Genomic DNA, 25,623 nt, shown 5'->3' with positions numbered 1-25,623 from the left:
TAAAATGGCACGTGTCAGCATTGTAATCGAAAACCATGTGGCCCATGTCACCCTGACCCGCGGCGACAAGATGAATGCACTGGATGTGGAGATGGTCGATAGCATCATTGCCGCCGGTCAGGCCCTGATCGACAACGACGATGTCCGCGCAGTTGTGGTGTCCGGTGAGGGCACGGCGTTTTGTGCCGGGCTTGATGTGATGAACTTCGCCAAGTTCGCCAATCAAGACCCCGAAGGACTGGTGATGCCGCGCACCCACGGCAATGGCAATTCGTTCCAAGAGGTCTCTCTGGTCTGGCGCCGGGTGCCGGTGCCAGTGATTTTTGCGCTGCATGGGGTCTGCTATGGCGGTGGTATGCAAATTGCGTCTGGCGGTGACATCCGCATTGCACACCCCGATACCAAACTGGCGATCATGGAGATGAAATGGGGTCTTGTCCCCGACATGGGTGGCATGATCACCCTCCCGCACCTGATGCGCGCCGATCACCTGCGCCGCCTGACCTACACGGCTGATTCTATTCTGGCCCCGCAGGCGATGGAAATGGGGCTGGTCACAGAACTGTCCGATGATCCGTTGCAGGCGGCACGGGATCTGGCGGCTAAGATCGCCCTGAAAAGCCCCAGCGCCATCCGCGCCGCCAAGCGCCTGCTGGAGTTCGCCGAAACCTCTGATGATGAGGAGGCGGTCCTGCTGAAGGAAAGCCGCGAACAAACCGACCTGATCGGCAAAGCGCATCAGATGGAGGTGATCGCCGCCAACATGCAAAAACGCGATCCGGTGTTCAAATAACTGCTAGGTCAGAAAGGGAGCTAAACGATCCCTTTTTCAGTGTTGCAGTGGGCACTCGAATGCCGCCATCGCGGCACTGACCACAAAAATGAAAAGGGCTGCCCGCAGGCAGCCCTTCAATCCTTTATCTGACGACTGGATCAGTCCAGTTCCGCCAGACGCGCCAGTGCAGCGTTCAACTGGGTTTCTTCCTCTTCGCGCAGGGCCATGTTTTCACGGGCCTCTTCGATCACCTCTTCGGGGGCCGATGCAACGAATTTCGGATTGTTCAGACGCCCTTTCAGACCGCCCAGCTCTTTCTGGATCTTACCCAGTTTCTTCGACAGACGCGCCTTTTCTGCCGCAACATCAATCAGGTCGGCCAGCGGCATCACGATGGTTGCGCCTTTGGCGGCAATCGCGACGGAGCCTTTGGGCGTGGCTTCTGCTTCGCTCAGGCCTTCAACGCGCGCCATCTTCTTGATCAGCGCTTCGTTGTTGCCCCACGCGGCGCGGGCGGCCTCATCAGCCTCTGTCTGGACCAGCGACACAAAGGCACCCGCCGGCACGTTCATCTGCGCACGGGCGGAGCGGATGTTCTCAATAATCGAGATCACCCAAGTGATTTCCGCATCCGCAGCCTCATCCACCAGTTCGCCGCCGTAGGTCGGCCAGTCGGCGTGGACCAGCATCTTGGCGCGCTCACGGTTTGACCACAGCTCTTCGGTCATGAAGGGCATGATCGGATGCAGCAGCATCAGCGACTGATCCAGAACCCAACCCATGGTCTGCTGGGTTTCCAGACGCAGATCATCGTTCTGGAACAAGGGCTTGGTAAATTCGTTGTACCAGTTGCAGACCTTGCCCCAGAAGAAGGCGTAAAGCGATTGCGCCGCGTCGTTGAAGCGGAAGTCGGCCAGCGCCTTATCCACCTGTTCACGCACGCGGCCCACCTCGCCGATGATCCACTTGTTCACCGCATGGGTCGGTTCGGGACGGGCGGAACAATCAACGTCAAAGACGCCGTTCATTTCGGCAAGAATGTGCGACTGCCACAGTTTGTTGCCAAAGTTGCGGTAGCCCTCGATCCGTTTCATGTCGAGTTTCAGCACGCCACCAATCGACGCCATCGCCGCATTGGTGAAGCGCAGCGCATCGGCGCCATATTCGTCAATGATGTCCAGCGGATCCACCACGTTGCCGGTGGATTTCGACATCTTTTTGCCCTTCGCATCGCGCACCAGACCGTGCAGGTAGACGGTGTCGAACGGGATGTCATCGACCACAGCCAACTGCATCATCATCATCCGGGCCACCCAGAAGAACAGGATGTCCTGACCGGTGATCAGCGTCGAAGTGGGGAAATATTTTGCCAGCTCATCGGTGTTTTCCGGCCAGCCCAGCGTGCCGATCGGCCAGAGGCCGGAGGAGAACCAAGTGTCGAGAACGTCGGGATCGCGGGTCAGTGCAACGCCTTCTCCAGCAGCGGCCTGCGCCTCTGCCTCGCTCGCGGCGCAATACTGGTTGCCGTCGGCGTCAAACCAAACCGGGATCTGATGCCCCCACCACAACTGGCGCGAAATACACCACGGCTCGATGTTTTCCAGCCAGTGGTAATAGACCTTCTCACCGCTTTCGGGGATGATTTTCACGTCGCCGTTTTTCACCGCGTCCAGAGCCGGGCCGACGATTTTTGCCGTATCGACAAACCACTGATCGGTCAGCATTGGTTCGATCACCACCTTGGAGCGGTCGCCGAAGGGCTGCATGATTGGTTTGTTTTCGACATATGCCACGGTCTCGGTGACTTCGGACTCATTGCCGTCGTCATCCCTCACGGTTTTGGTCACTTCGACCATCACCGCCAGACCTTCATCGGTGATCTCTTTGATCACGGCTTTCCGTGCCTCGAACCGGTCCAAACCGCGCAGGTGATCGGGGACGAGGTTGATGCCGTCCACTTCGTTTTCAGTGAACTCCGCACCCTTGGCGTGAGCCTGCGCCTTGCCAGCCTCTTCGCTGTAAGGTGCACCATCGGCCCGCATCGCGCCCTGCATGTCCATCAGGCGATACATCGGGATGCCGCCACGTTTGGCGACCTGATAGTCGTTGAAATCATGCGCGCCAGTGATTTTCACTGCGCCCGAGCCGAAGTCTTTGTCAGGGTATTCATCTGTGATGATCGGGATCAGACGACGGTGCTCTTTGGGACCAACAGGGATTTCACACAGTTGGCCAACGATGGGCGCATAGCGTTCATCCGAAGGGTGCACCGCGACCGCACCGTCGCCCAGCATGGTTTCCGGACGGGTGGTTGCGATAGAGATATAGTCGCGCTCTTCCTCCAGCGTGATGTTCCCATCCTCGTCCTTTTCGACGTAGGTGTAACGCGCGCCGTTCGCCAGCGGGTATTTGAAGTGCCACATGTGGCCCGCAACCTCGATGTTTTCCACCTCAAGGTCGGAAATCGCGGTTTCAAAATGCGGGTCCCAGTTGACCAGACGCTTGCCGCGATAGATCAGACCCTTGTTATACATCTCAACAAAGACTTTGATCACCGCGTCGTGGAAATTGCCCTCCGACTCTGTGGCAGGGGCACCGGGGGCGCCCGACATGGTGAAGGCGGTGCGGTCATAATCGCAGGACGCGCCCAGACGTTTCAACTGGCTGATAATGGTGCCGCCAGACTGTTCTTTCCAGTCCCAGACTTTTTCCAGAAACGCCTCACGGCCCAGCTCACGGCGCGACGGCTGGCCAGTTTCAGCCAGCGTGCGTTCCACAACCATCTGGGTGGCGATGCCCGCGTGGTCGGTGCCCGGCTGCCACAGGGTGTCAAACCCCTGCATCCGTTTCCAGCGGATCAGAATGTCCTGCAGCGTGTTGTTGAACGCGTGCCCCATGTGCAAAACGCCGGTCACGTTCGGGGGCGGAATCATGATGCTGTAGGTTGAGGCCTCGGGCTTTGCGTTTGCGCCTGCCTTGAAACAGCCCGCGTCTTCCCAAGCTTTCAGCAGCCGCGCCTCAGCTTCGGCCGCGTTGAAGGTTTTTTCCATCGCCATGATCATGATCTCGTGTCAAATCCGTTTCAAAACGGTCTATAGAATTGGGGCGTGAAGGAAAAGCCGTTACTGCGCATCCCCTTAATAGAACACGGCTTGCGCCCCACGCGTCTGCCACAACGCACAGCCCGCCACAGACGATTACATGCCACGATCAATCTTGGTGCTGAGGTGGATCAGGCTTTCGGAACTGCGCACACCTTTGGCCTCGCCGATCCAATCCAGCGTTTCATCCAGCTCTTCGGTGGTGATGGCGCTAATTTCGGCGATCATGTCAAAACGTCCCGATGTGGTGTGTACCCGCACCACATTTGGCAGCGCCTTCAGCCGTGCCAGAACCGCAGGGCCGGCGCGGGGTTCGACGGACAGCAGCGCGGTGGCCCGCAACGGGCGCTGTGTGGCTTCGCCCAACCGCACGGTATAGCCGCTGATGGTGCCGTTGGTTTCCAACCGCTCCAGCCGCGCCTGCACGGTGGTGCGCGCCAGATCCAATTTCCGTGCGAGTTGTGCCACTGGCATGCGGGCATTTTCACCCAAGAGGGCCAAGAGGCGCTGGTCAATATCGTCGTTTTGCATGGCTCATTCGTAAAATAGACGTTGAAAACTGTCAAACCGATCATCCTGCCTGTGCAGTGTGACCGAAAGGCGGGGAATACTGAACAGGCACAGGAAAAACAACGCACGAACAACAAGAGGTATCTATGCGCCCCGATCCCCATTGGCTGAGCCCCGAACATCATCTGCGGCGCGAACAGCCCGACCATCCGGTGATGTATTTTTCGCCCGTGGTGCTGCAACAGACGGCGCAGCGGTTTCTGGACGGGTTTCCGGGGCTTGTGACCTACGCGGTGAAGGCCAACCCGGATGAGGCGGTGTTGGTCAATCTGGTGGCTGCTGGGATCACGGCCTTCGATGTGGCGTCCCCTGCGGAAATGGCGGCGGTGCGCGCGGTCTGCCCTGAGGCGGTGTTGCATTATAACAACCCCGTGCGTTCGATCGCTGAAGTGACAGAGGCGGCTCAATACGGCATCACCTCTGCTTCCATCGACTGTCTGTCGGAACTGGACAAACTCACCCCCCTTGGCACGGATCTGGAGGTTACGGTGCGCCTTGCCCTGCCGGTGAAGGGTGCAGCCTATGATTTCGGCGCCAAATTCGGTGTCGGGCCTGAAGGCGCGACAGCGCTGCTGAAAGAGGTGGCGGCGCGGGGCTATCGCCCCAGCCTCTGTTTTCATCCCGGCACGCAATGTGATGATCCCGCCGCATGGGCTGCTTATATCCAAGAGGCGGCAGATGTCGCCCAAGCGGCTGGTGTGGTGATTGCCCGACTGAACGTCGGTGGCGGTTTTGCGTCGCATCGTGCGGGGGTCAATCCGGATCTGGAGCGGATCTTTGACGGTATCCGCGCTGCAGCGGCCGGGGCCTTCGGCACGGCGGTGCCTGAGCTGATCTGCGAACCGGGTCGTGCCTTGGCGGCAGAGGCGTTTACGCTGGCCACACGGGTGAAGGCGGTGCGCGACAGCGGGGCGGTGTTCCTCAACGATGGGCTTTATGGCGGGTTGTTCGAGTTTCGCGATATTTTCGCCGTGGATCGCCTGCGGTCTGTGTCCAGTTCCGGCGCGCTACGCGATGGTGAAATGACCCCGCGCATGGTCTTTGGCCCGACTTGCGACAGCCTGGATCAGCTGCCGGAACCGGTGCAGTTGCCTGACACGTTGGTTGAGGGCGACTATGTGCTGTTTTCCGGCATGGGGGCCTATTCGCTGTCGCTTTCAACCGGATTTAACGGCTACGGCGTCGGGCGTCCGGTGACGGTTGCGGCGCTCGACTAACGGTCGTCGTGCATCTTGTTCAAGGGCGGCATTCATGGCAGATGTTGGGCCAATCCAATCCAACCCAATCCCTGCCAAGAGGCCGCCAATGTCCATTCTCTCCGCTGATGCTGCCGAAACCCGTGCGCTGCAGGCGCTGGCGTGGCTTGCTGGAAACGAAGAGCTGTTGCCAGTTTTTATGGGCGCCACGGGGGTGGGGCAGGACGATCTGCGCCAGCAGGCGGGAAGTGTAGAGTTTCTGGCCTCGGTCCTTGATTTCCTGCTGATGGATGACGCTTGGGTGATGGCCTGTTGCGACGCGTTGAACCTGCCATATGACGGTCTGATGCAGGCCCGCGCCGCCTTGCCCGGCGGCGCGCAAATCCACTGGACCTGACGTTTGCCCGCTGCAGATTAAAGCGTCGGCAAGGGTAACGTTCCACTGCCCTGTAGTTTCAGCAGCAGGCGTTTCAGCTCCTCCTCCTCCTCCTCGGTCAAGGGGGCGCGCAGGATCGCGGCGTTGTCCTGCGCAAACGGTGTGCAGCGCGGGATCAGCGCCGCGCCGGTTGCTGTCAGCAAGACCTGTCGCGTGCGCTTGTCATTCAGACCCTCGCGCCGCTCTAGCCAACCTTTTTGTTCCATCTGGCGCAATGCGCGGGAGGTGGCGGTGCGGTCAATTCCGACAAAATCAGCAATATCAGATGGTTGGCACAGGCCCTCGTTGCCGATGGCCAAGAGGATGCACCAAGTTGTTCGAGTCAGCCCTGCGGTTTTCAGGTCTTCATCCAGTCGCCTTTCTTGCTGACGGGCAGCAATGGACAGGTGGTAACCAAGCGAGTGATGCAATCTGTAGCGGTCGGAATGTGCCATAGCCGAACCCGACAGCAAGCGGGCGGCAGTGTCAAGCAGCCAGCCCACCGGAACCGTGCCCACTGGAGCATAAGCTGTGCATTTCCGCCGCGACGGCACAGGGGCACAAAAGTGAAACCGCTTGCCTTTGCGGCAACTTCTTCGCACTAATGTGCGTTAAAAAGGGCGGGGTGCGCAAAGGCGCCTCCGGATCAATGAGGGGCCCACATGACCGCACCGCGCAAGCTGGATGGAATCTTGTTCGACAAGGACGGAACCCTGTTTGATTTCCGCGCAACTTGGGACGCCTGGGCGGCAGATTTGATTGTCGAATTGGCCGAGGGTGACGCAGCGCTTGCCGCCGAAATCGCAGCGGCCATTGCCTTTGATCTGCCCAATGGTCAGTTCATGCCGCATAGCCCTGTCATCGCGGGAACGGGTCGTGAGGCAGCGGAATGTGTTGCACAGGCATTGCCGGGTGTTGATCTGGACGCGTTGGAATTGCGGATGAACACCAGTGCGGCCCATGCCCCGCTGGCACCCGCCGTGCCATTGTCGCCGCTGCTCGCCGCGCTTTCGGGGCGCGGGCTGGCGCTGGGCGTGATGACCAATGACAGTGAAATGGGCGCGCTGGCCCACCTGCAGGGCGCTGGGGTGCAGGACCATTTTGATTTTATTGCGGGATTTGACAGTGGTTTTGGTGCCAAACCTGACGCCGCGCCGTTGTTGGCCTTTTGTGACCACATGCGCCTGTCACCCGGACGGGTGGCGATGGTGGGCGACAGCAACCATGATCTGATGGCCGGCCGCGCGGCAGGTATGGTGACAATTGGGGTGCTGACCGGCATCGCGGGTGCGGATGATCTGGCGCCTCTGGCGGATGTTGTTTTGCCAAATATCGGCGCGCTGCCGCAATGGCTGGACAGTTGAAACTGCCTTTGACGCGGGTGTCCTTGCGTCATTTTCTGAAACGTAAATCTCTTCTTAACTTCTGTATGCGATCTTGAGGATCAGTACTATGGGGCGCGGCCTGTGCGGTCGTGGAAGACGATGTTTGTGTCCAAATCTAAATATGCCGCCGAATCTGTGAGCCGGACGCAGGCTGGCGGATCCATGTCACGTGGCCGATCGCAGTCCTTCTTGCGGGGTTTGGTTCCGCAGGGGGGCATTTGATGGAACGGCCGTTGAGGAAACAGGCGCCCACACTCGCCAGCGGCTATCCATCGGCGGGGTTCCAGTCTGACCACGCGCCGACGCCACGGCTCCAATCCCTTGGTGCAGCGGCGGTTGATCCGGCGGCGCTGGAATTGCCGGTGGAATGGGTGCGGGCGCTCAATGCGCTGATGCCGTTTTATCTGCTGCTGGATGAGGGCGGGCAGATCGTCGCCTGTGGCCCGTCAATGCGCAAGCTGTTGGTGGGCCGCGTGGTAGAGGGCGCGGACGTAGATGAGGTCTTTCAACCGGTGCCGGAAAACGGCCTGACACCGCGGCAGGCGATGCGGCTGCCGGATGGCGGGAATTTGCGCTTGCGCTGTTCGTTGGGCGGTGGCTTTGCTGCACGGGCTACGATTACGCCGCTGGCGCTTGGTGATCAGAGCGGGTGGTTGATGAATGTCAGCTTCGGCACCGGCGCGACACGACTGTTGCGCAGTGGGAAGTTGGAGGAGGCGGATTTTCCTGCCACCGACATGTCGGCAGAAATTCTGTCGCTCAGCGCGGCGAAATCTGCAGCCATGGCCACTGGCTTGCGGCTCAACCGTCGCTTACGGGGGGCGTGGTCTGCGGCGGAAAAGTTGGCAAATACCGATGCGCTGACCGGGCTGCAGAATCGTCGTGCTTTGCAGGACACCCTGTGCAGGCTGCGCCAATCGCCGGTGCCTTTTGCAGCGGTGCATCTGGATCTGGACCATTTTAAGCAGGTCAACGATAGCTTTGGCCATGCTGCGGGTGATTTTGCCCTGCAACATGTGGCCGGGATCTTGCGGCAAGAATTGCGCAGTGAGGATACGATTGTGCGTCAGGGAGGGGATGAATTTGTGCTTATTCTTATCGGTAGCCAGACTCGCGATGATCTCTCTGCGATGGCGCGTCGACTAATTTTCCAGATTGCGCAGCCCTTTGAATTCAAAGGGAAACAACGTTTCGTGACGGCCAGTATGGGCATCGCCTGTTCAGGTGATAGCGGCGCAGCCGACCCCGATCAATTGCTGCGTGATGCTGATGTCGCGCTTTATGCAGCAAAGGATGCGGGCCGCAACGGTTTCCGCTTTTTTGATCCCTGATGCGTCTAGCGCAGGAGATAAATAAATATACCATCCGATGTGAACCGGATGGTATTCGTTTTTTCGATCTTGGATCAGGGATTAACCTGCCGCGCGGGCCTTGGGATTGAAGCCGATCTGATCAGATACGGTGAACCGTCCGCCTTGCAGTTTTTCAATTTTTCCGTCACGCAGCAGCTGCCCGAAGGAACGCAGGCCGTCTTCGCGACTGAACTCCAGCGTTTCGATCTGACGGGCCTTTTTCATCAGCTGCGGGCGCGAGAATTGGTCAAGCCCTTCAACATGCGACAGGTAAGAGGCCGCGGCCTCCAACATGTCGGGCAGTTCCTGTGCGCCCATAGTTTCCGCAAATTCCGCAAAGCTGGAGAAAGCAGCGGGTGAGGGCGCTGCGCTGTCCACAACAGGCTGCTGCGGTTGCAGTTTACGCACACGGCGCGGGCGCACCGGTTTCACCGCCTGCGGTGCAACGGGGGCCGCTGCGGCAGGTTGTTCAACAGGTGCGGGCGTGTCGTCAACGCGTTGTTCTGCAACCAGTTTCAACGGGGCGACCTCTTCAGTGTCAGTTTCGGGTGCCCGGCGCTTCGGGCGCACCACAGTGTTCAGATCCTCACGGTAGGCGTGTGAGGCGCCGGCGCGATCATTCAGCACACTGCCGGCATCGCTTTCGGCGCGGGTCGCCTGAACAGCGGCGCGCAGATGGGCAATGGCGTTGCGGCGATGGGTGCCTTCAGGGTTGTCCATTTCGGAAACAGTTTTATCCATCAGGCGTGACACATCAGTTTCACCGGCTTCCTCGGCAAAGATGGAACGCACCTCGTCCGGGGCCAGATCCTGTTCCGGTTCCTCGGCAAATTCTGCCTCAACCTCAGCCAGTTCGCGCAGCAAATCTGCCTCCTCCTCAGCGCTGAGGGCGCCATCATCTTGCATTTCTGCAGGCGTGGCTTCGGTGGCGGGGCCTGCTTCGGACGCATCAGGCGCTTCGGTGGCAAGACCGGCCTCATAGTCGGCGCGCCTCATCTTTATCACGCGCACCGGACGTACTGAACGCACAGTCGCAGGTTCGGGTGTGATTTCATTTTCGAGCGCAACGTCGGCCTCGGGTGCTTCCGGTTCGGTCGTCTCGGTAACGTCTTCCACCGGCTCTTCTTTTTCGGCCAGCTCTTCAACAGGGGCGTCGATCGCTGCCTCTTCCTCTTCGGCATTGCGTACCGCGGCGAGGATCGCGCCGAAGTCGTCTTCGGCCTCTGCCGCCACGTCTTCGGACACTTCGATGTGGGTTTCCTCGGGTTCGACATCCTCTGTTACATCGGCGGCTGCCTCTGCGTTCAGTTCCGCGATGGCGGCCAGAACGGCGGCATCGGTGTCGTCTTCGGCATTCAGTTCTGCGGTGGCAGCCGCCAGTGTGTCGGCATCCTCTGGTTCGGAGTCGATATGGGCGACGTCTTCGACCAGCTCTTGAATCTGTTCCTGCGGTGCCTCTTCGGCGTGTTCGTCTTCGGAATATTCCTCTTCGGCGTAGTCGGCAGCAACGTTTATTGCCTTTTCGATCGGCGCTGCCTCGGCATTGCGCGAGACCACCGCGCGGATGCGGCGCAGTTTGTTGGCAACGCTGTCGTCGTCTGCTTCTGCAGCCGCAGGTTCGATGTCGATCGGCGCCTCTTCGGCAGTGGCGTCGATCACCTCTTCAACCGGCGCTTCGACGGGCGCCTCCGCAACAACCGATTCTGGCGCAATCTCGACAGCGGGGTCTTCCACGACTGCGGGTTCTTCGATGACTGGCTCCTTGGCAGCAGGAGGTTCCACTGCTGTTTCTGCAACAGGCGCGGGGGCCGCGGGGGCCGGTTCGGCAACTGGCGTCGCAACAGGTGGCGTCGCAACAGGGGCGACTGCGGGCGCTGCACCCTGTTCGGCAGCGCGCAGGTGGATGGTGCCATCATCCTGGCGGGCAACAACCTGACGGGCGATCTCGCGCTCTGCAATGCGGGCCAGCATTTCGGCGTCGGGGGTGGGTGGTTCGGCACCAAAGTAGCGGTCGTCTGCGGCCAGATCGCGGAAATACTCCGCAATTGACTTCATCGTGTCGAAGGAATCATCAAACCCCTCGAGTGTGCACGAGAAGGTTCCGTAAGAAACCGTCAGTACTTTGTTGTTCGTAACCATCGTATACTCGCCTTTCTCGCCTCAGGTGGCCATGCCCACCTCACTGTTGGGGGCATGTGTCGCGTCTCAGGGTTCAATTTACCAAGTATATCCAGTCGAAAGGTGAACGATTCTTGGAAAAGAACGGTATCATTTTGTGTCCATATTGTGGTCTCCTTCCAAAAACGGCAGGAATTGCCACATGTTGAACAAGATTGTGCAGTCTGCGGCGCCTGTGACGCTGCTAGGAGCGGGGCGGGTTGAGCGCCCCGTATTTGAAGAGGCGCGCGGATTTGCGCCCGAAGTGGTCTGTGCCGATGGCGGCGCGGATCATGCGCGGGCCTTTGGCGTGGTGCCAGATGCGGTGATCGGCGATCTGGACAGCCTGTCAGCGGCCAGTCGCGCAGCGTTGCCATCCGGGCGACTGTATCACATATCCGAACAGGACAGCACCGATTTTGACAAGGCTTTGCGCAGCATTGCAGCGCCATTGGTGTTGGGGGTCGGGTTTGACGGATCGCGGGCGGATCACCAGCTGGCAGCGCTGAACGTGTTGGTGCGCCGGGCTGATCAACGCTGTATCCTGCTGAACGCGGATCAACTGATCATGGTTGCGCCGCCGGTGCTGGAGATTGCGTTGCCGGTTGGGTCATTGCTGTCGCTGTTTCCGATGCGGGCGGTGGCGGGGCGGTCATGCGGTTTGCGATGGCCGATTGAGGGCTTGGCGTTTGCGCCGGACGGGATGATTGGCACCTCAAACGAAGTGTCTGGGCGCGTGCGGTTGGAGATGGATCAGCCGGGCATGCTGCTCATCCTGCCGCGGACGGCGCTGGGGGCGGTTATTGCCGCGCTGGCTGCTCAGCCTGCGCAGTGGCCTGCGACTGCATGATCTGGCGCTGGGTGATCTGTTCGCGCCAGATGATATAAAGCCCCGCACCCAACGTCGTGAAAATACCCAGACTGGCCAGTGGGCCCGGCAGATCGCCGAAGATCAGCCAGCCCATCAATGTGGCAAAAGGGATCTCCAGATACTGCATCGGGGCGAGTGTGGCAGAAGGCGCGTAGCGCAGGGACCATGTCATCATCAGGTGCGCCGCCGTGCCCACCGCGCCGCTGGCCAGTACCAGAAGGGCTGCGGTGCCTTGCGGCCAGATGATTTGCAACGGTGTGATGCCCGCCCACGTGCCGATCACCAGTGCGGGGACCAGGATCACGCAGGCGATGAGGCCAGAGGCAACTTGCAGGCCGATGGGATCGGTGTCCTTGGCCAGTTGGCGCGTTGAGAGCATGAACAGGGCGAAATTGACCGCAACCCCCAGCGGCAGCAGCGCGGGCCAGCCCACGGCGGCAAAGCTGGGTTGCACCACCAGTAGCGTGCCGATGAAGCCGACGACACAGGCGATCAACCGGCGCGGGCCAACCTGTTCGTGCAGCACGTATTTCCCAAGTAGCAGCATGATGAACGGCATGACAAAGGCAATCGCCACCGCATCGGCCAGCGGCAGATAGCCAAGGGCGGTGAACATCATAGCAATGCCAGTGATATGCAGCACGGTGCGCCAGATCAGCAGGCGCAGTTGTCGCCCCCTTAAGCGCCACGGGCGGTGTGAGGCGATCATCACCGGCGCAAGAAACAGCGCCTGCAGCAGAAACCGCGACAGCACCAGAACCCCCAAGGGCAGCACTCCATAGAGAAGCTTTGCCAGTGCATCGCCCAACGGCGCAGCAACGCAGAAGCCCAGCATCAAAGCGATGCCGAAGAGAGGGCGGTCAAGGATTTGTGTCTGGCTCATACGGCCAGTTTTCACGGATCACGCGCCTTGGCAATGCAGGGGGAATACGGGAAGCGGGGCATACGGATGCGCATGGGTGGGCAATCTGATGTCAGATTGCCCCAGGCAAGAAGGCGTGCTTTTTGCCCCCGGTTTAGCGCATCAGCAGTTTGGCACGTTGACGGCCAGGCCGCCGAGCGAGGTTTCTTTGTAGTGCTCGTGCATGTCACGGCCCGTTTGGCGCATGGTTTCGATCGCCGCATCCAAGGGAACGAAGTGATCGCCCGTGCCGCGCAACGACAGAGAGGCCGCAGACACCGCCTTGATTGCGCCCAGACCGTTGCGTTCGATGCAGGGCACCTGCACCAGACCTTTGACCGGATCGCAGGTCATGCCCAGATGATGTTCCAGCGCGATTTCAGCTGCGTTTTCAACCTGTTCAACGGTGCCGCCCATCACTGCGCACAGGCCGGCAGCGGCCATTGCGGCGGCTGATCCCACCTCTGCCTGACAGCCTGCTTCAGCGCCGGAGATAGAGGCGTTGTGCTTGATCAAGCCACCGATGGCAGCGGCGGTCAGCAGGAACTCTTCGATCTTCCCCTGCGACGCGCCGGGCACGTGGTCCAGCCAGTAGCGCATAACCGCAGGCAGAACGCCTGCTGCGCCATTGGTCGGCGCGGTCACAACCTGACCGCCAGCGGCGTTTTCCTCATTCACCGCCATGGCGTAGGTGCTGATCCAGTCATTGATCGTATGCGGTGCCACAAGGTTCATGCCGCGTTCAGCCTGCAGGGCGTCGTGGATGCTCTTGGCTCGGCGTTTGACTTGCAACCCGCCGGGCAGTTCGCCCTCATTCACCAGACCGCGTTCGATGCAGTCGTTCATCACCTGCCACAGGCGTTCAACGCCTTGTTTCAGATTCTGCGCCCCGCCGCGCGAGATTTCATTCGCCTTTTTCATATGCGCGATGCTCTTGCCAGAGTCTCGCGCCATTTCCATCATCTCATCCGCGGTTTTGAACGGGTAGGGGACGGGGCTGCCTTCATCGGTGTTCTTGCCCGATTTCAGCTCTTCGGCGGTCATCACGAAGCCGCCGCCGATGGAATAGTAGGTCTCTTGCAGGATCACGTCGCCTTGGGCGTCTGTTGCCATCAGGATCATGCCGTTGGCATGTCCTTCCAGCGCGGGGCCGAAATCAAACTTCAGGTCCGCTTTGGGATCAAAATGCAGTGGGGGCAGGCCATCGGGCAGCACCTGATGATCCTTGTGGATCGCCGCCAGCGCGGCTTCTGCAGCTTCGTGGTCATAGGTGTCGGGCAGGAAGCCTGCGAGACCCAGAATGGTGGCGCGATCGGTGGCGTGGCCGACGCCGGTAAACGCCAGAGAACCGTGCAGAGAGGCCTTCACCCCATGCGGTTCAAAGGGCGCTGCGCGCATCCGGTCGAGGAAGCGCGCAGCCGCAACCATCGGGCCCATCGTGTGAGACGAGGAGGGGCCAACGCCCACTTTGAACATATCGAAGACAGATAAAAACATGTTAGAGCGCAACTCCTTCAGGGGGGGTGGCTTGGCGTGGCGCGGTCAGGGGGGTAAGCCCCAGACCTTCGGCCTTTTGCACAGCGGCCATTGAGGGGCGGGTTTCAAGTCGCGCGGCCAGTCGGGCCAGTGCGGGGTAATCAGACAGGCGGAACCAGCTGGCATGGGTGCGCGGGTAAAGCGCGCACCAGCGCAGCGTATAGCCCACGTAGAAATCCAGCACGCTGAGGCGGTCCCCGCCCAGATAGGCCGGCGTATCCGTGCTGATATGGCGATCTATCAGCGTCAGGTGGTCCTTTAGCCGCTCGATCACCGCTTTGCGCATTGACGCTATCGCCGCATCATCGCCGTAACGATGCAGATAGAAATGCATCGCCAGATCAGGGTGCAGCGTGTTGGCGGTGAACAACAGCCATTTCAGGAACGCGGGCCTATCGGCGCTCTCTGCTGTTGGCGCCAGCGCTTTATGTTGTTCCGACAGGTAGAGCAGGCAGGCCGCAACCTCCGACATGGCACCATGTGGGGTGATCAATGTCGGGATCTTGCCCGTTGGGTTCAGCGCGCGGTAGCTGGCGCTGTTCTGCTCATTGGTGGACCGGTCCACCAATTGGGTGGTGTAGGCAATATCCAGCTCCTCCAGCACAAGCCGTAGGATCGCCGATGCATTATCGGGGGCATAGTGTAGAGTGTAGCGCGGTTCCATGAGGGCAGGCTATTGCACCGGCGCGTCGCCGCCAGCCTGAATGCGACGCATATTTCCTGAAAGACGCAATTAGGGGGTAAAAATGACGTCAATTGCCTCTCGCTTAGAGGCAGGGAACCGCTTATAACTGTCGCAAATTGTACAAGCTGTCGCCCTGAGAGGATCCCATGACCGGAGAGCTGTCCCCCATCGACAAAGCCAAGTTCGTCGCTGCTAAAAAAGCAGTGGAATTTGTCGAAGATGGCATGCGTGTGGGGCTTGGCACCGGGTCAACTGCCGCGTGGATGGTGCGCTGTCTGGGGGAAGTGGTGCGCGAAGAGGGCTTGCGCATCCGTGCTGTTCCCACTTCGGCCCGCACTGCCGCATTGGCGCGGGATGTTGGGCTGGATGTGATTTCACTGGATGAGGCGCGCTGGCTTGACCTGACGATTGATGGCGCCGATGAGGTCGATCACGAATTTAACCTGATCAAGGGAGGCGGCGCCGCTCTGTTGCAGGAAAAGATCGTCGCCACTGCCAGTGACCGCATGGTGGTGATCACCGATGCGTCGAAAGAGGTAGAAACGCTGGGCGCCTTTCCCTTGCCGCTCGAGGTGATCCCTTTTGGCTGGCAAACCTCCAAGGCTCTGGTGGAGGAGATGCTGGACAGTCTTGATGTGATGGGCTGCACCAGCAGCCTGCGAATGAATGGCGCTGCGCCGCTCTTCACCGATGAAGGAAACCATATCCTTGATCTGCACCTGAACCGCATCGGTAATGTGCGTCAGTTGGCGATGGTGCTGAACCAGATTCCCGGTGTGGTGGAAAATGGGTTGTTTGTGGATATCTGTGACACTGTTGTTGTCGGTTATGGCGATGGTCGTGTGCAACTGCGCGACCTCAACGACAATTCTGTGCGCGAAGATCGGCTGGAATTTGTCGAGAGTGACAATCTGTTTGCCGATCTGGGCGACTGATCTGTCAGGCGGGGGGGCAATGGCCTGTTACACGTTCGATTGTTTGGGCTGCTCCAGAATATCTAAACAGAGTGTGATATCGTCAAAGGGCAGACCGTCCAGCTCTGCAAGATCGCGTTCCCACCATTTGACTGCCAGCAGGCGCGCAATAATGTCATCAGGGAAACGTTTGCGTACGGGCTTGGCGGGGACGCCTGCAACAATGGTATAAGGGGCCACATCCTTGGTCACGACAGCACCTGCAGCGACGATGGCGCCATGCCCGACGGTGACACCGCGCAAGATTATAGCTTTGGCACCGATCCAGACATCATGGCCGATTTTTGCGCCCTGCGGCTCTTCAAATGTAACGCGCTCAAACTGCCTGTAGCCTGTGGTGCGACGGAAATGCCGGTTAGAATATTGAAACGGGTGCGTTGAAAGGAAAGAAGTCGGGTGCTCCGAAGCTCCGATTTCGCAGCCGCGGGCAATAGAGCAGAACCGCCCAATTTCACTTCCGCCGCCCACGGCGCTGTTATCTCTGAGATAGCTGTAGCGCCCGATCTTGACCCAGTTCCCGATAATAACGCCCTCGCCTAGATTGACGGGGGCCTCTAGTTGCGCGCGACGTCGAACGAAGGCAGTGTCAGAGATGATATTACGCATGAGGCACTGGAGTTTATTTCAGATCCTATCAGTAGCCTTGTGTTACGATCTCTGCAATGTTCACTCATAGAAAATTTCGGGTTTTTTACGCATTTGGTGTGCTGGCCATTGTGTGATGTCTGCGCCCTCAGATAAGAGGGAAACAGCGAAGTTCGGAGGCAGAAATGAGCGAAAATAACGATCAGACGGATCTGTCGCAAACTGACCTCTTGGACCGTGTGGATCCAACGACCGAACTGCAGCTGAACCCCGACGGCACCACCGAAGGCGACTATGAGCTGTCGCGCCGCGATGTGGCCAGCATCCTTTACACAGTTGATACCGGCGATCAGCAGCAGTTGTGGACGTTGCTGGATCCGCTGCACCCCGCAGACATCGCTGACCTTCTGGAACAGCTGAACACCTATGACCGTCGCCGTGTTGTGCAGCTCTACGGGCGCGAATTTGACGGCGACATCCTATCGGAACTGGACGAAGGGCTGCGAGAAGAGATCATCGCCGTCCTGCAGCCAGAAGTTCTGGTCGAGGCCGTGCGCGATCTGGAAACCGACGATGTGGTGGATCTGGTCGAGGATCTGGATGAGCCGCAACAGGAGGTGATCCTTGAGGCGCTGGAAGACGCCGATCGTGTCGCGGTTGAACAGGCGCTAAGCTATCCTGACGGATCCGCTGGCCGTCTGATGCAACGCGAGGTGGTCGCCGCCCCAGAACACTGGACGGTGGGCAATGCCATTGATTTTCTGCGCAAATCCCGTGATCTGCCGGAACAGTTCTACCACATTGTCCTTGTCGATCCACGGATGCACCCCAAGGGCAACGTGACGCTTGGCAAACTGATGTCGTCACGCCGCGATGTGCCGCTGGTCGATCTGGTCGAAGAGGTGTTTGAGGTCATCCCGGTCACGCAGGATGAGGCAGATGTTGCCTATGCGTTTAACCAGTACCACCTGATTTCGGCGCCAGTGGTGGATGAAAATGACCGGCTGGTCGGGGTTATTACCATCGATGATGCGATGATCGTGCTGGATGAAGAGCACGAAGAAGACATCCTGCGCCTAGCCGGTGTTGCGGATGAGGCCAGCCTGTCAGATAGCATCTGGGACGCGGCTAAGGGCCGTGCGCTCTGGTTGGGGGTTAATCTGATGACGGCCATTCTGGCCTCCCTTGTGATCGACCTTTTCTCCGGCACTATTGATCAGATGGTGGCGCTGGCGGTGTTGATGCCCATCGTGGCCTCGATGGGGGGCAACGCGGGCACCCAGACGATGACCGTGACTGTGCGTGCGCTGGCCACGCGTGACCTGACATCGCAGAACGCGATGCGGGTTCTGTTTCGTGAGGTGTCGGTTGGGGTGCTGAATGGGGCGCTCTTCGGCGCGATCATGGCCGGTGTTGCGGTGTTATGGTTTGGTGTGCCGATGCTGGCGCTGGTCATTGGGCTGGCGATGCTGGGCACCCATGTGGCGGCGGCGCTGGGCGGGATTGTGATCCCGATGGCGTTGGATCGGGCAAATGTTGACCCGGCGCTTGCCTCTGGTCCCTTTGTCACTACGGTGACGGATGTTGTTGGTTTTCTGGCCTTTCTGGGGCTGGCTGCAAAGGTTCTGCTATGACCGATCTGACTGCTATCAAGGCCGAGGCGCGCAAAGCGGCCTTTGCGCGCCGCAAAGAGGCGCATAACTCTGGCCTCGTGGGGCGTTCCGCGCTGCTGAGCCAGGTTCTGGCAGGCTACCGCGGCGTGCCGCTGGCCGGTTATATGCCGATCCGCACCGAAATCAGCCCGCTGCCCGCGATGGAAGAGGCCGCAGCGCATGGTCCCGTTGCTGTGCCTGTCATCATGGGCGAGGCGCAGCCGCTGCAGTTTTCACGCTGGGAGCCGGGGTGTGAGATGAAGGATGGCCCCTTTGGCGCCTGGATTCCTGCGCTGGATGACTTCATCACGCCGGAAATCCTGATCGTACCGCTGGTTGGTTTTGACCGCAAAGGCAACCGGCTGGGCTATGGCGGCGGGTTCTATGATCGCACGCTCGAAAAGCTGCGTGCGGCTGGCCCCTGCATGGCGATCGGTTTCGCTTACGGTGCGCAACAAGCGGCAGAGCTGCCACTGGAACCCACCGATCAGCCGCTCGATATGATCGTGACAGAAGCAGAGATCCTTACGTTTTAAGTGTTGCGCCCCCCGAAACCCGCCAAACCCTCTTGCCACAGGCGACAGCGCCGCCTAATCCCATAGCTTATGAAGATATTGTTTCTAGGCGATGTGATGGGGCGGGCCGGACGGCGCGCCGTGGTGGAAAACCTGCCCAAGCTGCGCGACGCGTGGCGGCTGGATTTTGTTGTGGTGAACGGCGAAAACGCCAGCAATGGCATGGGCTTGTCGGCGGAACACGCCAAGGCGCTGCTGGATGCGGGCGCGGACTGCCTGACGCTGGGCGATCACGCCTTTGATCAGAAGGACATGTTGCAGTTCATCGAACGTGAACCGCGCATCATTCGCCCGCTGAACTTCGCCAAAGGTGCGCCGGGGCGCGGCCACCGTGTCTTTTCCGATCGGCGCGGACGCAAGATTCTGGTGACGCAGGTTCTGGGCAATGTGTTCATGAAACGCGCCTTTGACGACCCGTTTTCCGCCGTTGATGCGGTGCTGCGTCAGCATATCCTTGGCGGTGCGGTACAGGCCGCACTGGTGGATATGCACTGCGAAGCGACAAGCGAGAAGATGGGCATGGGCCACTACTGCGATGGCCGTGCCAGCGTGGTTGTTGGCACCCACACCCATGTGCCCACCGGTGATGCGCAAATCCTGCCCGCAGGCACGGCCTATTTGACCGACGCCGGCATGTGCGGCGATTACAACAGTGTCATCGGAATGGAAAAAGCCGAGCCAATGCGTCGTTTTGTGACCGGCATGCCAAAATCCCGTTTCACCCCCGCATTGGGCGAAGCGACGCTATCTGGCGTTTACGTCGAAACCGATGACCGCACTGGCAAGGCTACACTGGTCAAGATGGTGCGTCATGGCGGCCGTCTGGAACAGGCGGGGCCTGCGCCCGTTTAAGGGCCACGCCAGCGCTGCAGTTGGCGCGATTCTGGCTATGGTATGGATGTGACGGGGCCTATGTGCCGTCATCCCTCAACGCACAAAGCCCTTGTTGCTGGGCGCGTGGTGGTGGAAACTGCCCGAAACAAAAATGTCAGGCGAACATATGGCGTTAATTGAACTGTCGCAGACCGGTCAGGCGGTGCTGAGCCTTTGTGTGGTGCTGGGCATGTTTGCCCTGTTCATGAAAGAGATTTTCCCGACCGAAGTGGTGGCAATCTTTGGTGTTGCGATGCTCTTGGCGATGGGGCTTTTGCCTTATGATCTGGCGCTCAATGTGCTGTCAAACCCCGCACCGTGGACGATTGCGACGATGTTTATTGTCATGGGGGCCCTTGTGCGCACTGGCGCGTTGGCGGCCTTTACGAATATGGCCGACAGGGCAGGGCGCACCAATCCAAAGCTGGCGATTGCAGTTCTGATGGTTTTTGTCGTGCTGGCGTCTGCGATCATGAACAACACACCGGTTGTGGTGGTGATGATCCCTGTCTTCGTGCAGCTGGGCCGCACAATGGGTGTTTCTGCCTCTAAAATGCTGATCCCGCTCAGCTATGCTGCGATCATTGGCGGTACGCTGACGCTGATCGGCACCTCGACCAACCTGTTGGTGGATGGTGTTGCGCGTTCCCAAGGTCTTGAAGGATTTGGTATTTTTGAGATTACGCCGCTGGCAGTTGTGCTGGTTGCCTGGGGGATGATCTACCTCTATTTCTTTGGTCGACATCTGCTGCCAGAACGCACCACAATGGCGACGATGCTGTCCGACAAATCCAAGATGAAATTCTTTACCGAGGCGGTGATCCCCCCTGAATCGAACCTGATCGGGCGCGAAGTCACCGGCGTTCAGCTGTTCAAACGTGAAGGTGTGCGCCTGATCGACGTGGTGCGCGGGGACAGCTCTCTGCGCCGCAACATGAAGGATGTGGTGCTACAGGTCGGCGACCGCGTGGTGTTGCGCACCCAGATGACCGAATTGTTGTCGCTGCAGCGTGACAAAAGCCTGAAACGACTGGATCAGGTGGGCGCGGTGGAAACATCAACGGTGGAGGTACTGATCACGCCGGGCTGTAAAATGGTCGGACGTGCGCTGGGATCCATGCGTCTGCGCCGTCGCTATGGTGTCTATCCGCTGGCTCTGCACCGGCGGAATCAGAATATCAGCGGTCAGTTGGACGAACAGGTGGTGCGCGTGGGCGATACGCTGCTGCTGGAAGGCGCGCCGGAGGACATCCAGCGCCTTGCCACTGATATGGATATGGTGGACGTGACCCACCCGTCGGTAAAGGCGTTCCGCCGTGGTCACGCGCCACTGGCGGTGGCAACTCTTTTGGCCATCGTCGGCCTTGCCGCGCTGGGGGTTGCGCCACTGCTGCTTTTGTCGATCATCGGTGTGGCGGTGGTGCTGGTCAGTCGTTGCATCGACAGTGATGAGGCGTTTTCCTTTATCGAAGGCCGCCTGCTGGCGCTGATCTTTGCCATGTTGGCCATCGGCGCTTCACTGCAGCACACCGGGGCTGTCTCCTTGATTGTTGAGGCCATCGCACCCTATCTGACGCAGTTGCCGCCCTTCTTTATCGTCTGGGCCATTTACCTGTTGACCTCGCTGCTGACGGAAATGGTGTCTAATAACGCGGTCGCAGTGGTGGTGACGCCGATTGCTATCGGGCTGGCGGATGTGATGGGATTGGACGCGCGCCCCTTGGTTATTGCGGTGATGGTCGCAGCCTCTTGCAGTTTTGCCACCCCTATTGGCTATCAGACCAATATGCTGGTTTACGGCCCGGGCGGTTATAAATTCACCGACTTTCTGAAGGTCGGCGTGCCGCTCAACATCACGATGGGGCTGCTGGCTTCGGCGCTTATTCCGGTGATTTGGCCGCTGTGATCCTGCAAGCGGGCTGAAAACCCGCGTTTTCACCTCTTTGACAGAGGCGGCAGGCTTGCAGCCCCCTGCGACGCTCCTTTATAGATCGGGACAAACAGGATTACATGAACGGAGGGTGCCATGGCTGGCCACTCAAAATGGGCAAACATTCAGCACCGCAAAGGCCGTCAGGATGCCGCGCGGTCTAAACTGTTTTCCAAATTGTCGAAAGAAATCACTGTCGCCGCAAAAATGGGCGACCCTGATCCCGACAAGAACCCGCGCCTGCGTCTGGCGGTCAAAGAAGCCAAGAGCCAATCCGTCCCCAAGGATGTGATCGACCGCGCGATCAAGAAGTCGGCAGCCGGTGAAGGCGATGATTACGAAGAAATCCGCTATGAGGGCTACGGTCCGAACGGTGTGGCCGTGATCGTTGAGGCGATGACCGACAACCGCAACCGTACCGCATCCACCGTGCGTTCGACCTTTACCAAAAATGGCGGTAATCTGGGTGAAACCGGCTCCGTGGGGTTCATGTTCGACCGTAAGGGGGAGGTGTCGTATTCTGCAGCCGTGGGCGATGCGGACACCGTGATGATGGCCGCGATCGAGGCTGGTGCAGAAGATGTCGAAAGTTCGGAAGAGGGACACCTGATCTACTGCGCTGACAGCGATCTGCATGAGGTCTCTGGCGCATTGGAAACAGAGCTGGGTGAATCTGAATCGACCAAACTGGTGTGGAAGCCCACCACCACCACCGAACTGGATCTGGAAGGCTTGCAGAAGCTGATGAAGCTGGTAGACGCGCTGGAAGACGACGATGACGTGCAGCGCGTGACCACCAACTTCGAGGCCTCGGATGAGGTGATGGAGCAGCTCTAAGCCTCTCTCAACCGCTGGTGCGGCCCTAGAAGTGATCTCTCAGATCAAAACGGCGTCCAATCGGGCGCCGTTTTGTATTTTGCGCGATCTGAGGGGCGATTTTGGCAGGGAAGGGTGTTTGAATTTCATGTCTTTTTGACTCTATTAAGTTTTATATGGTTCATAAGTAGCGCTCTTCCTATCCAAAAGAGTCATTTCATAGCTCATTACTGAGCAGCGAAGCCCGTGCCGTTCCGCCCCCTGATTTAATCCCATCGCATAGGTTTTCCGCTGGTCTGCAGCGCTGAATTAGGGCATTTTTATCCCATATGGACGATATCACGGCAGGCTCATCAGCTGCAGGTCCCGTGCCAACATCGTGACATCTGACTTATCCACAGTCAGAATTTTTTTGACACTGTGATATTTTGTATAAATTTTGCCAGCTTGAAATATATTGTGGATAAACCTGTGGATAAGTTGTGGATAATTCCACCCATCGCCTCTCTGGCTGAACTCCTGAATCAGCTGTGGATAAGTCTGTGGTTAAATTATGTATAACTATTATTTATAAGGTATTTGCAACGACGTTTACTTGTCCACAGAAGTATCCATAGGGGGTAATCTCTCTGCTGATACACGGCGGACTGCCTCAGTGATTGGCGCTAAGCTGTCGGAGAGGTGCCGGGGGGACTGCCAAAATAATGGCACCAGCAGGTCGCTGTTTTCCACAAGCCGAACAAGGCGGCCATCGGCCAGAAATTCATCCACAAGTACCTGTGGATTCATGCCCCAACCCAACCCAAGACGTGCTGCGGTGACGAAACCCTCTGTGGATGGAATTGTGTGTGACCTTTTGCTGTGGATAAGTCCAAAATTCCTTTTTATCCAAACATCTTGCAAAGTATCTTTTTTGTTGAAAACTAGCATCGGAGCGGCCTCTAGAGATGACTTATCCACAGGCTGGGGCAGGTATTTCCGCATGAATTCGGGGCTGGCAGAGGCCACATAAACCATCACACCCAGCGGAATCGAGTTGCATCCTTGCGGAGGGCGCTCTTGGGCGGTGATTGCGGCGCTCACCTCGCCCCGACGCAGCCAGTCGCTGGAATGGTCCTGATCGTCGACGATAATCTCGTACAGCTGATCGGGCACCTCGGCTAATGCCTCCAGCACCCACGTGCCCAGGCTGTCGGCATTCACCGCAATCCGCAGCCGGGCCAGTGGATCAGGCTGGGCGCCAGTGACGCGCGCTTCCATCAAGGCCACTTCCTGCGCGTGCCTCGCCAACCGTTTGCCAGTTTCCGTGCCCACACAGGGGCTGCCGCGTTGCACCAGTGGGGCGCCAATGCGTTCCTCTAGCTGACGAATGCGCTGGGAGACAGCAGATTGGGTGACGTGCAGGTGCTGCGCGGCCGCCTCAAAACTGCCCAGGCGCAGAACGGTGGCGAGGGTTTCCAGCTGGCTGTAGTCAAGCATTAGAATTTCTAATCCTATGATAGTTTCTTTAATTTGATTAAATCAGCCTGCCCCCTTAGTCACAAGTGCAGCACGAAAGCAAAGGACGGACTGATAGTGGATATGACGACGCTGATCGCGGGCTTCGGCCTGTCACTGTCGCTGATTGTGGCGATCGGGGCGCAGAACGCTTTCGTGCTACGGCAGGGGCTGCTGCGGCAGCATGTGTTGCCGTTGGTGCTGTTTTGCGCCTGTAGTGATGCACTGCTGATCAATGTGGGCGTTGCAGGTTTCGGTAATCTGGCAGAGGCACTGCCGTGGTTTGAGCCGGTGATGCGCTATGGTGGCGCGGCGTTTCTGATCGTTTACGGCGCGCGCTCGGCGCAAAGCGCCTGGCGTGGTGGGGCCGTGATGGAGCAGGGGGAGGGGCATGGGATCAGCCTCGGCGCGGCGCTGTTGACCTGCCTGCTGTTCACTTGGGCCAATCCGCACGTCTATCTGGACACTGTTGTCCTACTGGGGTCCATCGCCGCGCAGTATGAGGATCGCACCAGCTTTGCCATCGGGGCGTCGGCGGCCAGTTTTGTGTTCTTCTTCTCGCTGGGATACGGCGCGCGGTTGCTGGGGCCGCTGTTTGCGCGACCGCGGGCGTGGCAGGTGCTGGATGCAGGGATTGCGCTGTTGATGTGGTTTATCGCCTATTCGTTGCTGGCTGGCGGCTGAACGCAGGAATTTAGATATAAAGAAAGCGCCCGCATTGGGCGCTTTCTGTAGTTTTAGCGGAGGGATACGTGATCAGGCGCCGCGCGGATCCAGCAGTTTCTGCAGCACCGTCTGCGGTGTGGCCTGACCGATCACCTGACCGTTTTCTGTCACCGCAACCGGACCTGTCTGTGACAGCATCATCACCTCGCGGATATCGGCATCCGCAGTCAATGTGGCGCTGTGATTGCCTGTGGCGGGTTCCAGAACATCGCGGGCGCACAGAACCCCCAGCGGGTTCATATGGGCAACAAAATCAGCAACATAGTCCGTCGCCGGATTGCTGAAGATCTGCTGCGGCGTGCCGCATTGCACGATGCGTCCGCCCTCCATGATCGCGATCCGGTTGCCGATTTTGAACGCTTCATCCAGATCGTGACTGACGAAGATGATGGTGCGGTTCAGCTTTTCCTGCAGTTCCAGCAGTTCGTCCTGCAGACGTGTGCGGATCAGTGGATCAAGGGCCGAAAACGGTTCATCCATCAACAGGATCGGTGCGTCAGTGACGAAGGCACGGGCCAGACCCACACGCTGCTGCATGCCACCTGACAGATCAGATACCTTGCGGTCCGCCCAGTCCGACAGGCCCACAAGGGCGAGCTGTTCGTTGGTTTTTTCCCACCGCTCGGCTTTGGACATGCCGGCCAGTTCCAACCCCAGCCAGACATTTTCCCGCACGCTGCGCCAGGGCAGCAGGCCGAACTGCTGGAACACCATCGCGACCGAATGTTGGCGGATGTGGCGCAGGGTTTTGGCGTCGGCGTGGGTGACGTTTTCCATGCCGTTTTCGGTGGCCACAGATACGCTGCCACGCACCACGGGGTTCAGCCCGTTTACAGACCGCAACAAGGTTGATTTGCCAGAGCCGGAGAGGCCCATGAGCACCAGAATCTCGCCCTTATCCACGGTCAGCGAACAGTTGTGCACCCCCAGCACCTGACCGGAGCTGTTCTGGATTTCTGCCCGCGTCTGGCCCTGGTCCATCAGGGGCAGCGCCTCGGCGGGTTTTTCGCCGAAGACGATGGAAACATTGTCAAAAGTTACAGCAGTCATA

At 59.1% G+C, this 25,623-nt stretch carries 23 protein-coding genes; 13 read left to right on the top strand and 10 right to left on the bottom strand.

Annotation, left to right across the window (positions count from 1 at the left end):
- Nucleotides 1-4: 4 nt before the first annotated feature.
- The gene (locus MHM86_RS06305) at nucleotides 5-793 is read left to right on the top strand and encodes a crotonase/enoyl-CoA hydratase family protein (protein ID WP_239197122.1); all 789 of its coding nucleotides are present in this window, start codon (nucleotides 5-7) and stop codon (nucleotides 791-793) included.
- 140 nt (nucleotides 794-933) lie between these two features.
- Here the strand turns inward: MHM86_RS06305 and MHM86_RS06300 are convergent, their stop codons facing one another.
- Entirely contained in the window at nucleotides 934-3,831 is a 2,898-nt protein-coding gene (locus MHM86_RS06300) for a valine--tRNA ligase (protein WP_239197119.1), read from the bottom strand.
- 141 nt (nucleotides 3,832-3,972) lie between these two features.
- On the bottom strand, nucleotides 3,973-4,407 hold the full coding sequence (locus MHM86_RS06295) for an Lrp/AsnC family transcriptional regulator (RefSeq protein ID WP_239197117.1): 435 nt from the start codon (nucleotides 4,405-4,407) through the stop codon (nucleotides 3,973-3,975).
- A 125-nt stretch (nucleotides 4,408-4,532) separates the two neighbouring features.
- Here MHM86_RS06295 and MHM86_RS06290 point away from each other — a divergent pair, with 125 nt between their 5' ends.
- The gene (locus tag MHM86_RS06290; RefSeq protein ID WP_239197115.1) at nucleotides 4,533-5,663 is read left to right on the top strand and encodes a type III PLP-dependent enzyme; all 1,131 of its coding nucleotides are present in this window, start codon (nucleotides 4,533-4,535) and stop codon (nucleotides 5,661-5,663) included.
- A gap of 88 nt (nucleotides 5,664-5,751) precedes the next feature.
- Nucleotides 5,752-6,039, top strand: coding sequence for a DUF3572 domain-containing protein (locus tag MHM86_RS06285; RefSeq protein ID WP_239197113.1), 288 nt, complete (start codon nucleotides 5,752-5,754; stop codon nucleotides 6,037-6,039).
- Nucleotides 6,040-6,056: 17 nt separating this feature from the next.
- Here the strand turns inward: MHM86_RS06285 and MHM86_RS06280 are convergent, their stop codons facing one another.
- On the bottom strand, nucleotides 6,057-6,560 hold the full coding sequence (locus tag MHM86_RS06280; RefSeq protein WP_239197111.1) for a MarR family transcriptional regulator: 504 nt from the start codon (nucleotides 6,558-6,560) through the stop codon (nucleotides 6,057-6,059).
- A gap of 159 nt (nucleotides 6,561-6,719) precedes the next feature.
- Between MHM86_RS06280 and MHM86_RS06275 the strand changes: the two genes are divergently transcribed.
- The gene (locus MHM86_RS06275; protein WP_239197109.1) at nucleotides 6,720-7,421 is read left to right on the top strand and encodes an HAD family hydrolase; all 702 of its coding nucleotides are present in this window, start codon (nucleotides 6,720-6,722) and stop codon (nucleotides 7,419-7,421) included.
- A gap of 242 nt (nucleotides 7,422-7,663) precedes the next feature.
- A complete protein-coding gene (locus tag MHM86_RS06270) occupies nucleotides 7,664-8,773 on the top strand; it encodes a GGDEF domain-containing protein (protein ID WP_239197107.1) in 1,110 nt (369 codons plus the stop codon).
- 81 nt (nucleotides 8,774-8,854) lie between these two features.
- Here MHM86_RS06270 and MHM86_RS06265 read toward each other — a convergent pair whose 3' ends face one another.
- Entirely contained in the window at nucleotides 8,855-10,933 is a 2,079-nt protein-coding gene (locus MHM86_RS06265) for a hypothetical protein (protein WP_239197105.1), read from the bottom strand.
- 181 nt (nucleotides 10,934-11,114) lie between these two features.
- Between MHM86_RS06265 and MHM86_RS06260 the strand changes: the two genes are divergently transcribed.
- Nucleotides 11,115-11,801 carry a thiamine diphosphokinase gene (locus MHM86_RS06260; protein WP_239197103.1) on the top strand — a complete coding sequence of 229 codons (687 nt, stop codon included), beginning with the start codon at nucleotides 11,115-11,117 and terminating at the stop codon, nucleotides 11,799-11,801.
- On the opposite strand, the gene MHM86_RS06255 is transcribed toward MHM86_RS06260, so the two are convergent.
- The 3 genes from MHM86_RS06255 to MHM86_RS06245 form a co-directional block, all read right to left on the bottom strand.
- A complete protein-coding gene (locus MHM86_RS06255; RefSeq protein WP_239197101.1) occupies nucleotides 11,752-12,705 on the bottom strand; it encodes a DMT family transporter in 954 nt (317 codons plus the stop codon). The genes MHM86_RS06260 and MHM86_RS06255 overlap by 50 nt on opposite strands.
- A 141-nt stretch (nucleotides 12,706-12,846) precedes the next feature.
- Complete coding sequence (locus MHM86_RS06250; protein ID WP_239197099.1) at nucleotides 12,847-14,220, bottom strand: L-serine ammonia-lyase; 1,374 nt, start codon at nucleotides 14,218-14,220, stop codon at nucleotides 12,847-12,849.
- A gap of 1 nt (nucleotide 14,221) precedes the next feature.
- Nucleotides 14,222-14,923, bottom strand: coding sequence for a glutathione S-transferase family protein (locus MHM86_RS06245; RefSeq protein ID WP_239197097.1), 702 nt, complete (start codon nucleotides 14,921-14,923; stop codon nucleotides 14,222-14,224).
- Between the two features lie 167 nt (nucleotides 14,924-15,090).
- Here MHM86_RS06245 and rpiA point away from each other — a divergent pair, with 167 nt between their 5' ends.
- Nucleotides 15,091-15,879, top strand: coding sequence for a ribose-5-phosphate isomerase RpiA (rpiA, locus tag MHM86_RS06240; RefSeq protein WP_239197095.1), 789 nt, complete (start codon nucleotides 15,091-15,093; stop codon nucleotides 15,877-15,879).
- 27 nt (nucleotides 15,880-15,906) lie between these two features.
- Here the strand turns inward: rpiA and MHM86_RS06235 are convergent, their stop codons facing one another.
- Nucleotides 15,907-16,524 (bottom strand): CatB-related O-acetyltransferase, encoded by a 618-nt coding sequence (locus tag MHM86_RS06235; protein ID WP_239197093.1) that lies wholly within the window; start codon nucleotides 16,522-16,524, stop codon nucleotides 15,907-15,909.
- A gap of 164 nt (nucleotides 16,525-16,688) precedes the next feature.
- On the opposite strand from MHM86_RS06235, the gene mgtE reads away from it, so the two are divergent.
- The 5 genes from mgtE (at nucleotide 16,689) to MHM86_RS06210 (ending at nucleotide 22,370) form a co-directional block, all read left to right on the top strand.
- Nucleotides 16,689-18,137, top strand: coding sequence for a magnesium transporter (mgtE, locus tag MHM86_RS06230; RefSeq protein WP_239197091.1), 1,449 nt, complete (start codon nucleotides 16,689-16,691; stop codon nucleotides 18,135-18,137).
- Entirely contained in the window at nucleotides 18,134-18,691 is a 558-nt protein-coding gene (locus MHM86_RS06225; protein ID WP_239197089.1) for a 5-formyltetrahydrofolate cyclo-ligase, read from the top strand. The genes mgtE and MHM86_RS06225 overlap by 4 nt, the downstream gene beginning before the upstream one ends.
- A 69-nt stretch (nucleotides 18,692-18,760) precedes the next feature.
- A complete protein-coding gene (locus tag MHM86_RS06220) occupies nucleotides 18,761-19,582 on the top strand; it encodes a TIGR00282 family metallophosphoesterase (RefSeq protein WP_239197087.1) in 822 nt (273 codons plus the stop codon).
- Between the two features lie 148 nt (nucleotides 19,583-19,730).
- Complete coding sequence (locus MHM86_RS06215) at nucleotides 19,731-21,509, top strand: SLC13 family permease (RefSeq protein ID WP_239197085.1); 1,779 nt, start codon at nucleotides 19,731-19,733, stop codon at nucleotides 21,507-21,509.
- Between the two features lie 120 nt (nucleotides 21,510-21,629).
- Nucleotides 21,630-22,370 (top strand): YebC/PmpR family DNA-binding transcriptional regulator, encoded by a 741-nt coding sequence (locus MHM86_RS06210; protein WP_239197083.1) that lies wholly within the window; start codon nucleotides 21,630-21,632, stop codon nucleotides 22,368-22,370.
- A 570-nt stretch (nucleotides 22,371-22,940) separates the two neighbouring features.
- Here the strand turns inward: MHM86_RS06210 and MHM86_RS06205 are convergent.
- The gene (locus MHM86_RS06205; protein WP_239197081.1) at nucleotides 22,941-23,828 is read right to left on the bottom strand and encodes a LysR family transcriptional regulator ArgP; all 888 of its coding nucleotides are present in this window, start codon (nucleotides 23,826-23,828) and stop codon (nucleotides 22,941-22,943) included.
- A 102-nt stretch (nucleotides 23,829-23,930) separates the two neighbouring features.
- Here MHM86_RS06205 and MHM86_RS06200 point away from each other — a divergent pair, with 102 nt between their 5' ends.
- A complete protein-coding gene (locus MHM86_RS06200; RefSeq protein WP_239197744.1) occupies nucleotides 23,931-24,530 on the top strand; it encodes a LysE/ArgO family amino acid transporter in 600 nt (199 codons plus the stop codon).
- 72 nt (nucleotides 24,531-24,602) lie between these two features.
- On the opposite strand, the gene choV is transcribed toward MHM86_RS06200, so the two are convergent.
- Nucleotides 24,603-25,622 (bottom strand): choline ABC transporter ATP-binding protein, encoded by a 1,020-nt coding sequence (gene choV, locus MHM86_RS06195; protein ID WP_239197079.1) that lies wholly within the window; start codon nucleotides 25,620-25,622, stop codon nucleotides 24,603-24,605.
- Between the last annotated feature and the right edge of the window lies 1 nt (nucleotide 25,623).

Source organism: Thalassobius sp. Cn5-15, from assembly GCF_022347685.1.
Lineage (GTDB): Bacteria > Pseudomonadota > Alphaproteobacteria > Rhodobacterales > Rhodobacteraceae > Thalassobius.
The sequence above is the reverse complement of the archived record's forward strand: the minus strand, read 5'-3'. Positions and strand labels throughout refer to the sequence as shown.

What these genes read in the sequence shown, in the direction of transcription:
- MHM86_RS06255 (WP_239197101.1), bottom strand. Translation starts at nt 12,705, where the DNA reads ATGAGCCAGACACAAATCCTTGACCGCCCTCTCTTCGGCATCGCTTTG.
- MHM86_RS06285 (WP_239197113.1), top strand. Translation starts at nt 5,752, where the DNA reads ATGTCCATTCTCTCCGCTGATGCTGCCGAAACCCGTGCGCTGCAGGCG.
- MHM86_RS06220 (WP_239197087.1), top strand. Translation starts at nt 18,761, where the DNA reads ATGAAGATATTGTTTCTAGGCGATGTGATGGGGCGGGCCGGACGGCGC.
- MHM86_RS06300 (WP_239197119.1), bottom strand. Translation starts at nt 3,831, where the DNA reads ATGGCGATGGAAAAAACCTTCAACGCGGCCGAAGCTGAGGCGCGGCTG.
- MHM86_RS06290 (WP_239197115.1), top strand. Translation starts at nt 4,533, where the DNA reads ATGCGCCCCGATCCCCATTGGCTGAGCCCCGAACATCATCTGCGGCGC.
- MHM86_RS06205 (WP_239197081.1), bottom strand. Translation starts at nt 23,828, where the DNA reads ATGCTTGACTACAGCCAGCTGGAAACCCTCGCCACCGTTCTGCGCCTG.
- MHM86_RS06270 (WP_239197107.1), top strand. Translation starts at nt 7,664, where the DNA reads ATGGAACGGCCGTTGAGGAAACAGGCGCCCACACTCGCCAGCGGCTAT.
- MHM86_RS06265 (WP_239197105.1), bottom strand. Translation starts at nt 10,933, where the DNA reads ATGGTTACGAACAACAAAGTACTGACGGTTTCTTACGGAACCTTCTCG.
- MHM86_RS06250 (WP_239197099.1), bottom strand. Translation starts at nt 14,220, where the DNA reads ATGTTTTTATCTGTCTTCGATATGTTCAAAGTGGGCGTTGGCCCCTCC.
- mgtE (WP_239197091.1), top strand. Translation starts at nt 16,689, where the DNA reads ATGAGCGAAAATAACGATCAGACGGATCTGTCGCAAACTGACCTCTTG.
- MHM86_RS06235 (WP_239197093.1), bottom strand. Translation starts at nt 16,524, where the DNA reads ATGCGTAATATCATCTCTGACACTGCCTTCGTTCGACGTCGCGCGCAA.
- MHM86_RS06210 (WP_239197083.1), top strand. Translation starts at nt 21,630, where the DNA reads ATGGCTGGCCACTCAAAATGGGCAAACATTCAGCACCGCAAAGGCCGT.
- MHM86_RS06295 (WP_239197117.1), bottom strand. Translation starts at nt 4,407, where the DNA reads ATGCAAAACGACGATATTGACCAGCGCCTCTTGGCCCTCTTGGGTGAA.
- rpiA (WP_239197095.1), top strand. Translation starts at nt 15,091, where the DNA reads ATGACCGGAGAGCTGTCCCCCATCGACAAAGCCAAGTTCGTCGCTGCT.
- MHM86_RS06275 (WP_239197109.1), top strand. Translation starts at nt 6,720, where the DNA reads ATGACCGCACCGCGCAAGCTGGATGGAATCTTGTTCGACAAGGACGGA.
- MHM86_RS06305 (WP_239197122.1), top strand. Translation starts at nt 5, where the DNA reads ATGGCACGTGTCAGCATTGTAATCGAAAACCATGTGGCCCATGTCACC.
- MHM86_RS06260 (WP_239197103.1), top strand. Translation starts at nt 11,115, where the DNA reads ATGTTGAACAAGATTGTGCAGTCTGCGGCGCCTGTGACGCTGCTAGGA.
- MHM86_RS06200 (WP_239197744.1), top strand. Translation starts at nt 23,931, where the DNA reads ATGACGACGCTGATCGCGGGCTTCGGCCTGTCACTGTCGCTGATTGTG.
- choV (WP_239197079.1), bottom strand. Translation starts at nt 25,622, where the DNA reads ATGACTGCTGTAACTTTTGACAATGTTTCCATCGTCTTCGGCGAAAAA.
- MHM86_RS06245 (WP_239197097.1), bottom strand. Translation starts at nt 14,923, where the DNA reads ATGGAACCGCGCTACACTCTACACTATGCCCCCGATAATGCATCGGCG.
- MHM86_RS06215 (WP_239197085.1), top strand. Translation starts at nt 19,731, where the DNA reads ATGGCGTTAATTGAACTGTCGCAGACCGGTCAGGCGGTGCTGAGCCTT.
- MHM86_RS06225 (WP_239197089.1), top strand. Translation starts at nt 18,134, where the DNA reads ATGACCGATCTGACTGCTATCAAGGCCGAGGCGCGCAAAGCGGCCTTT.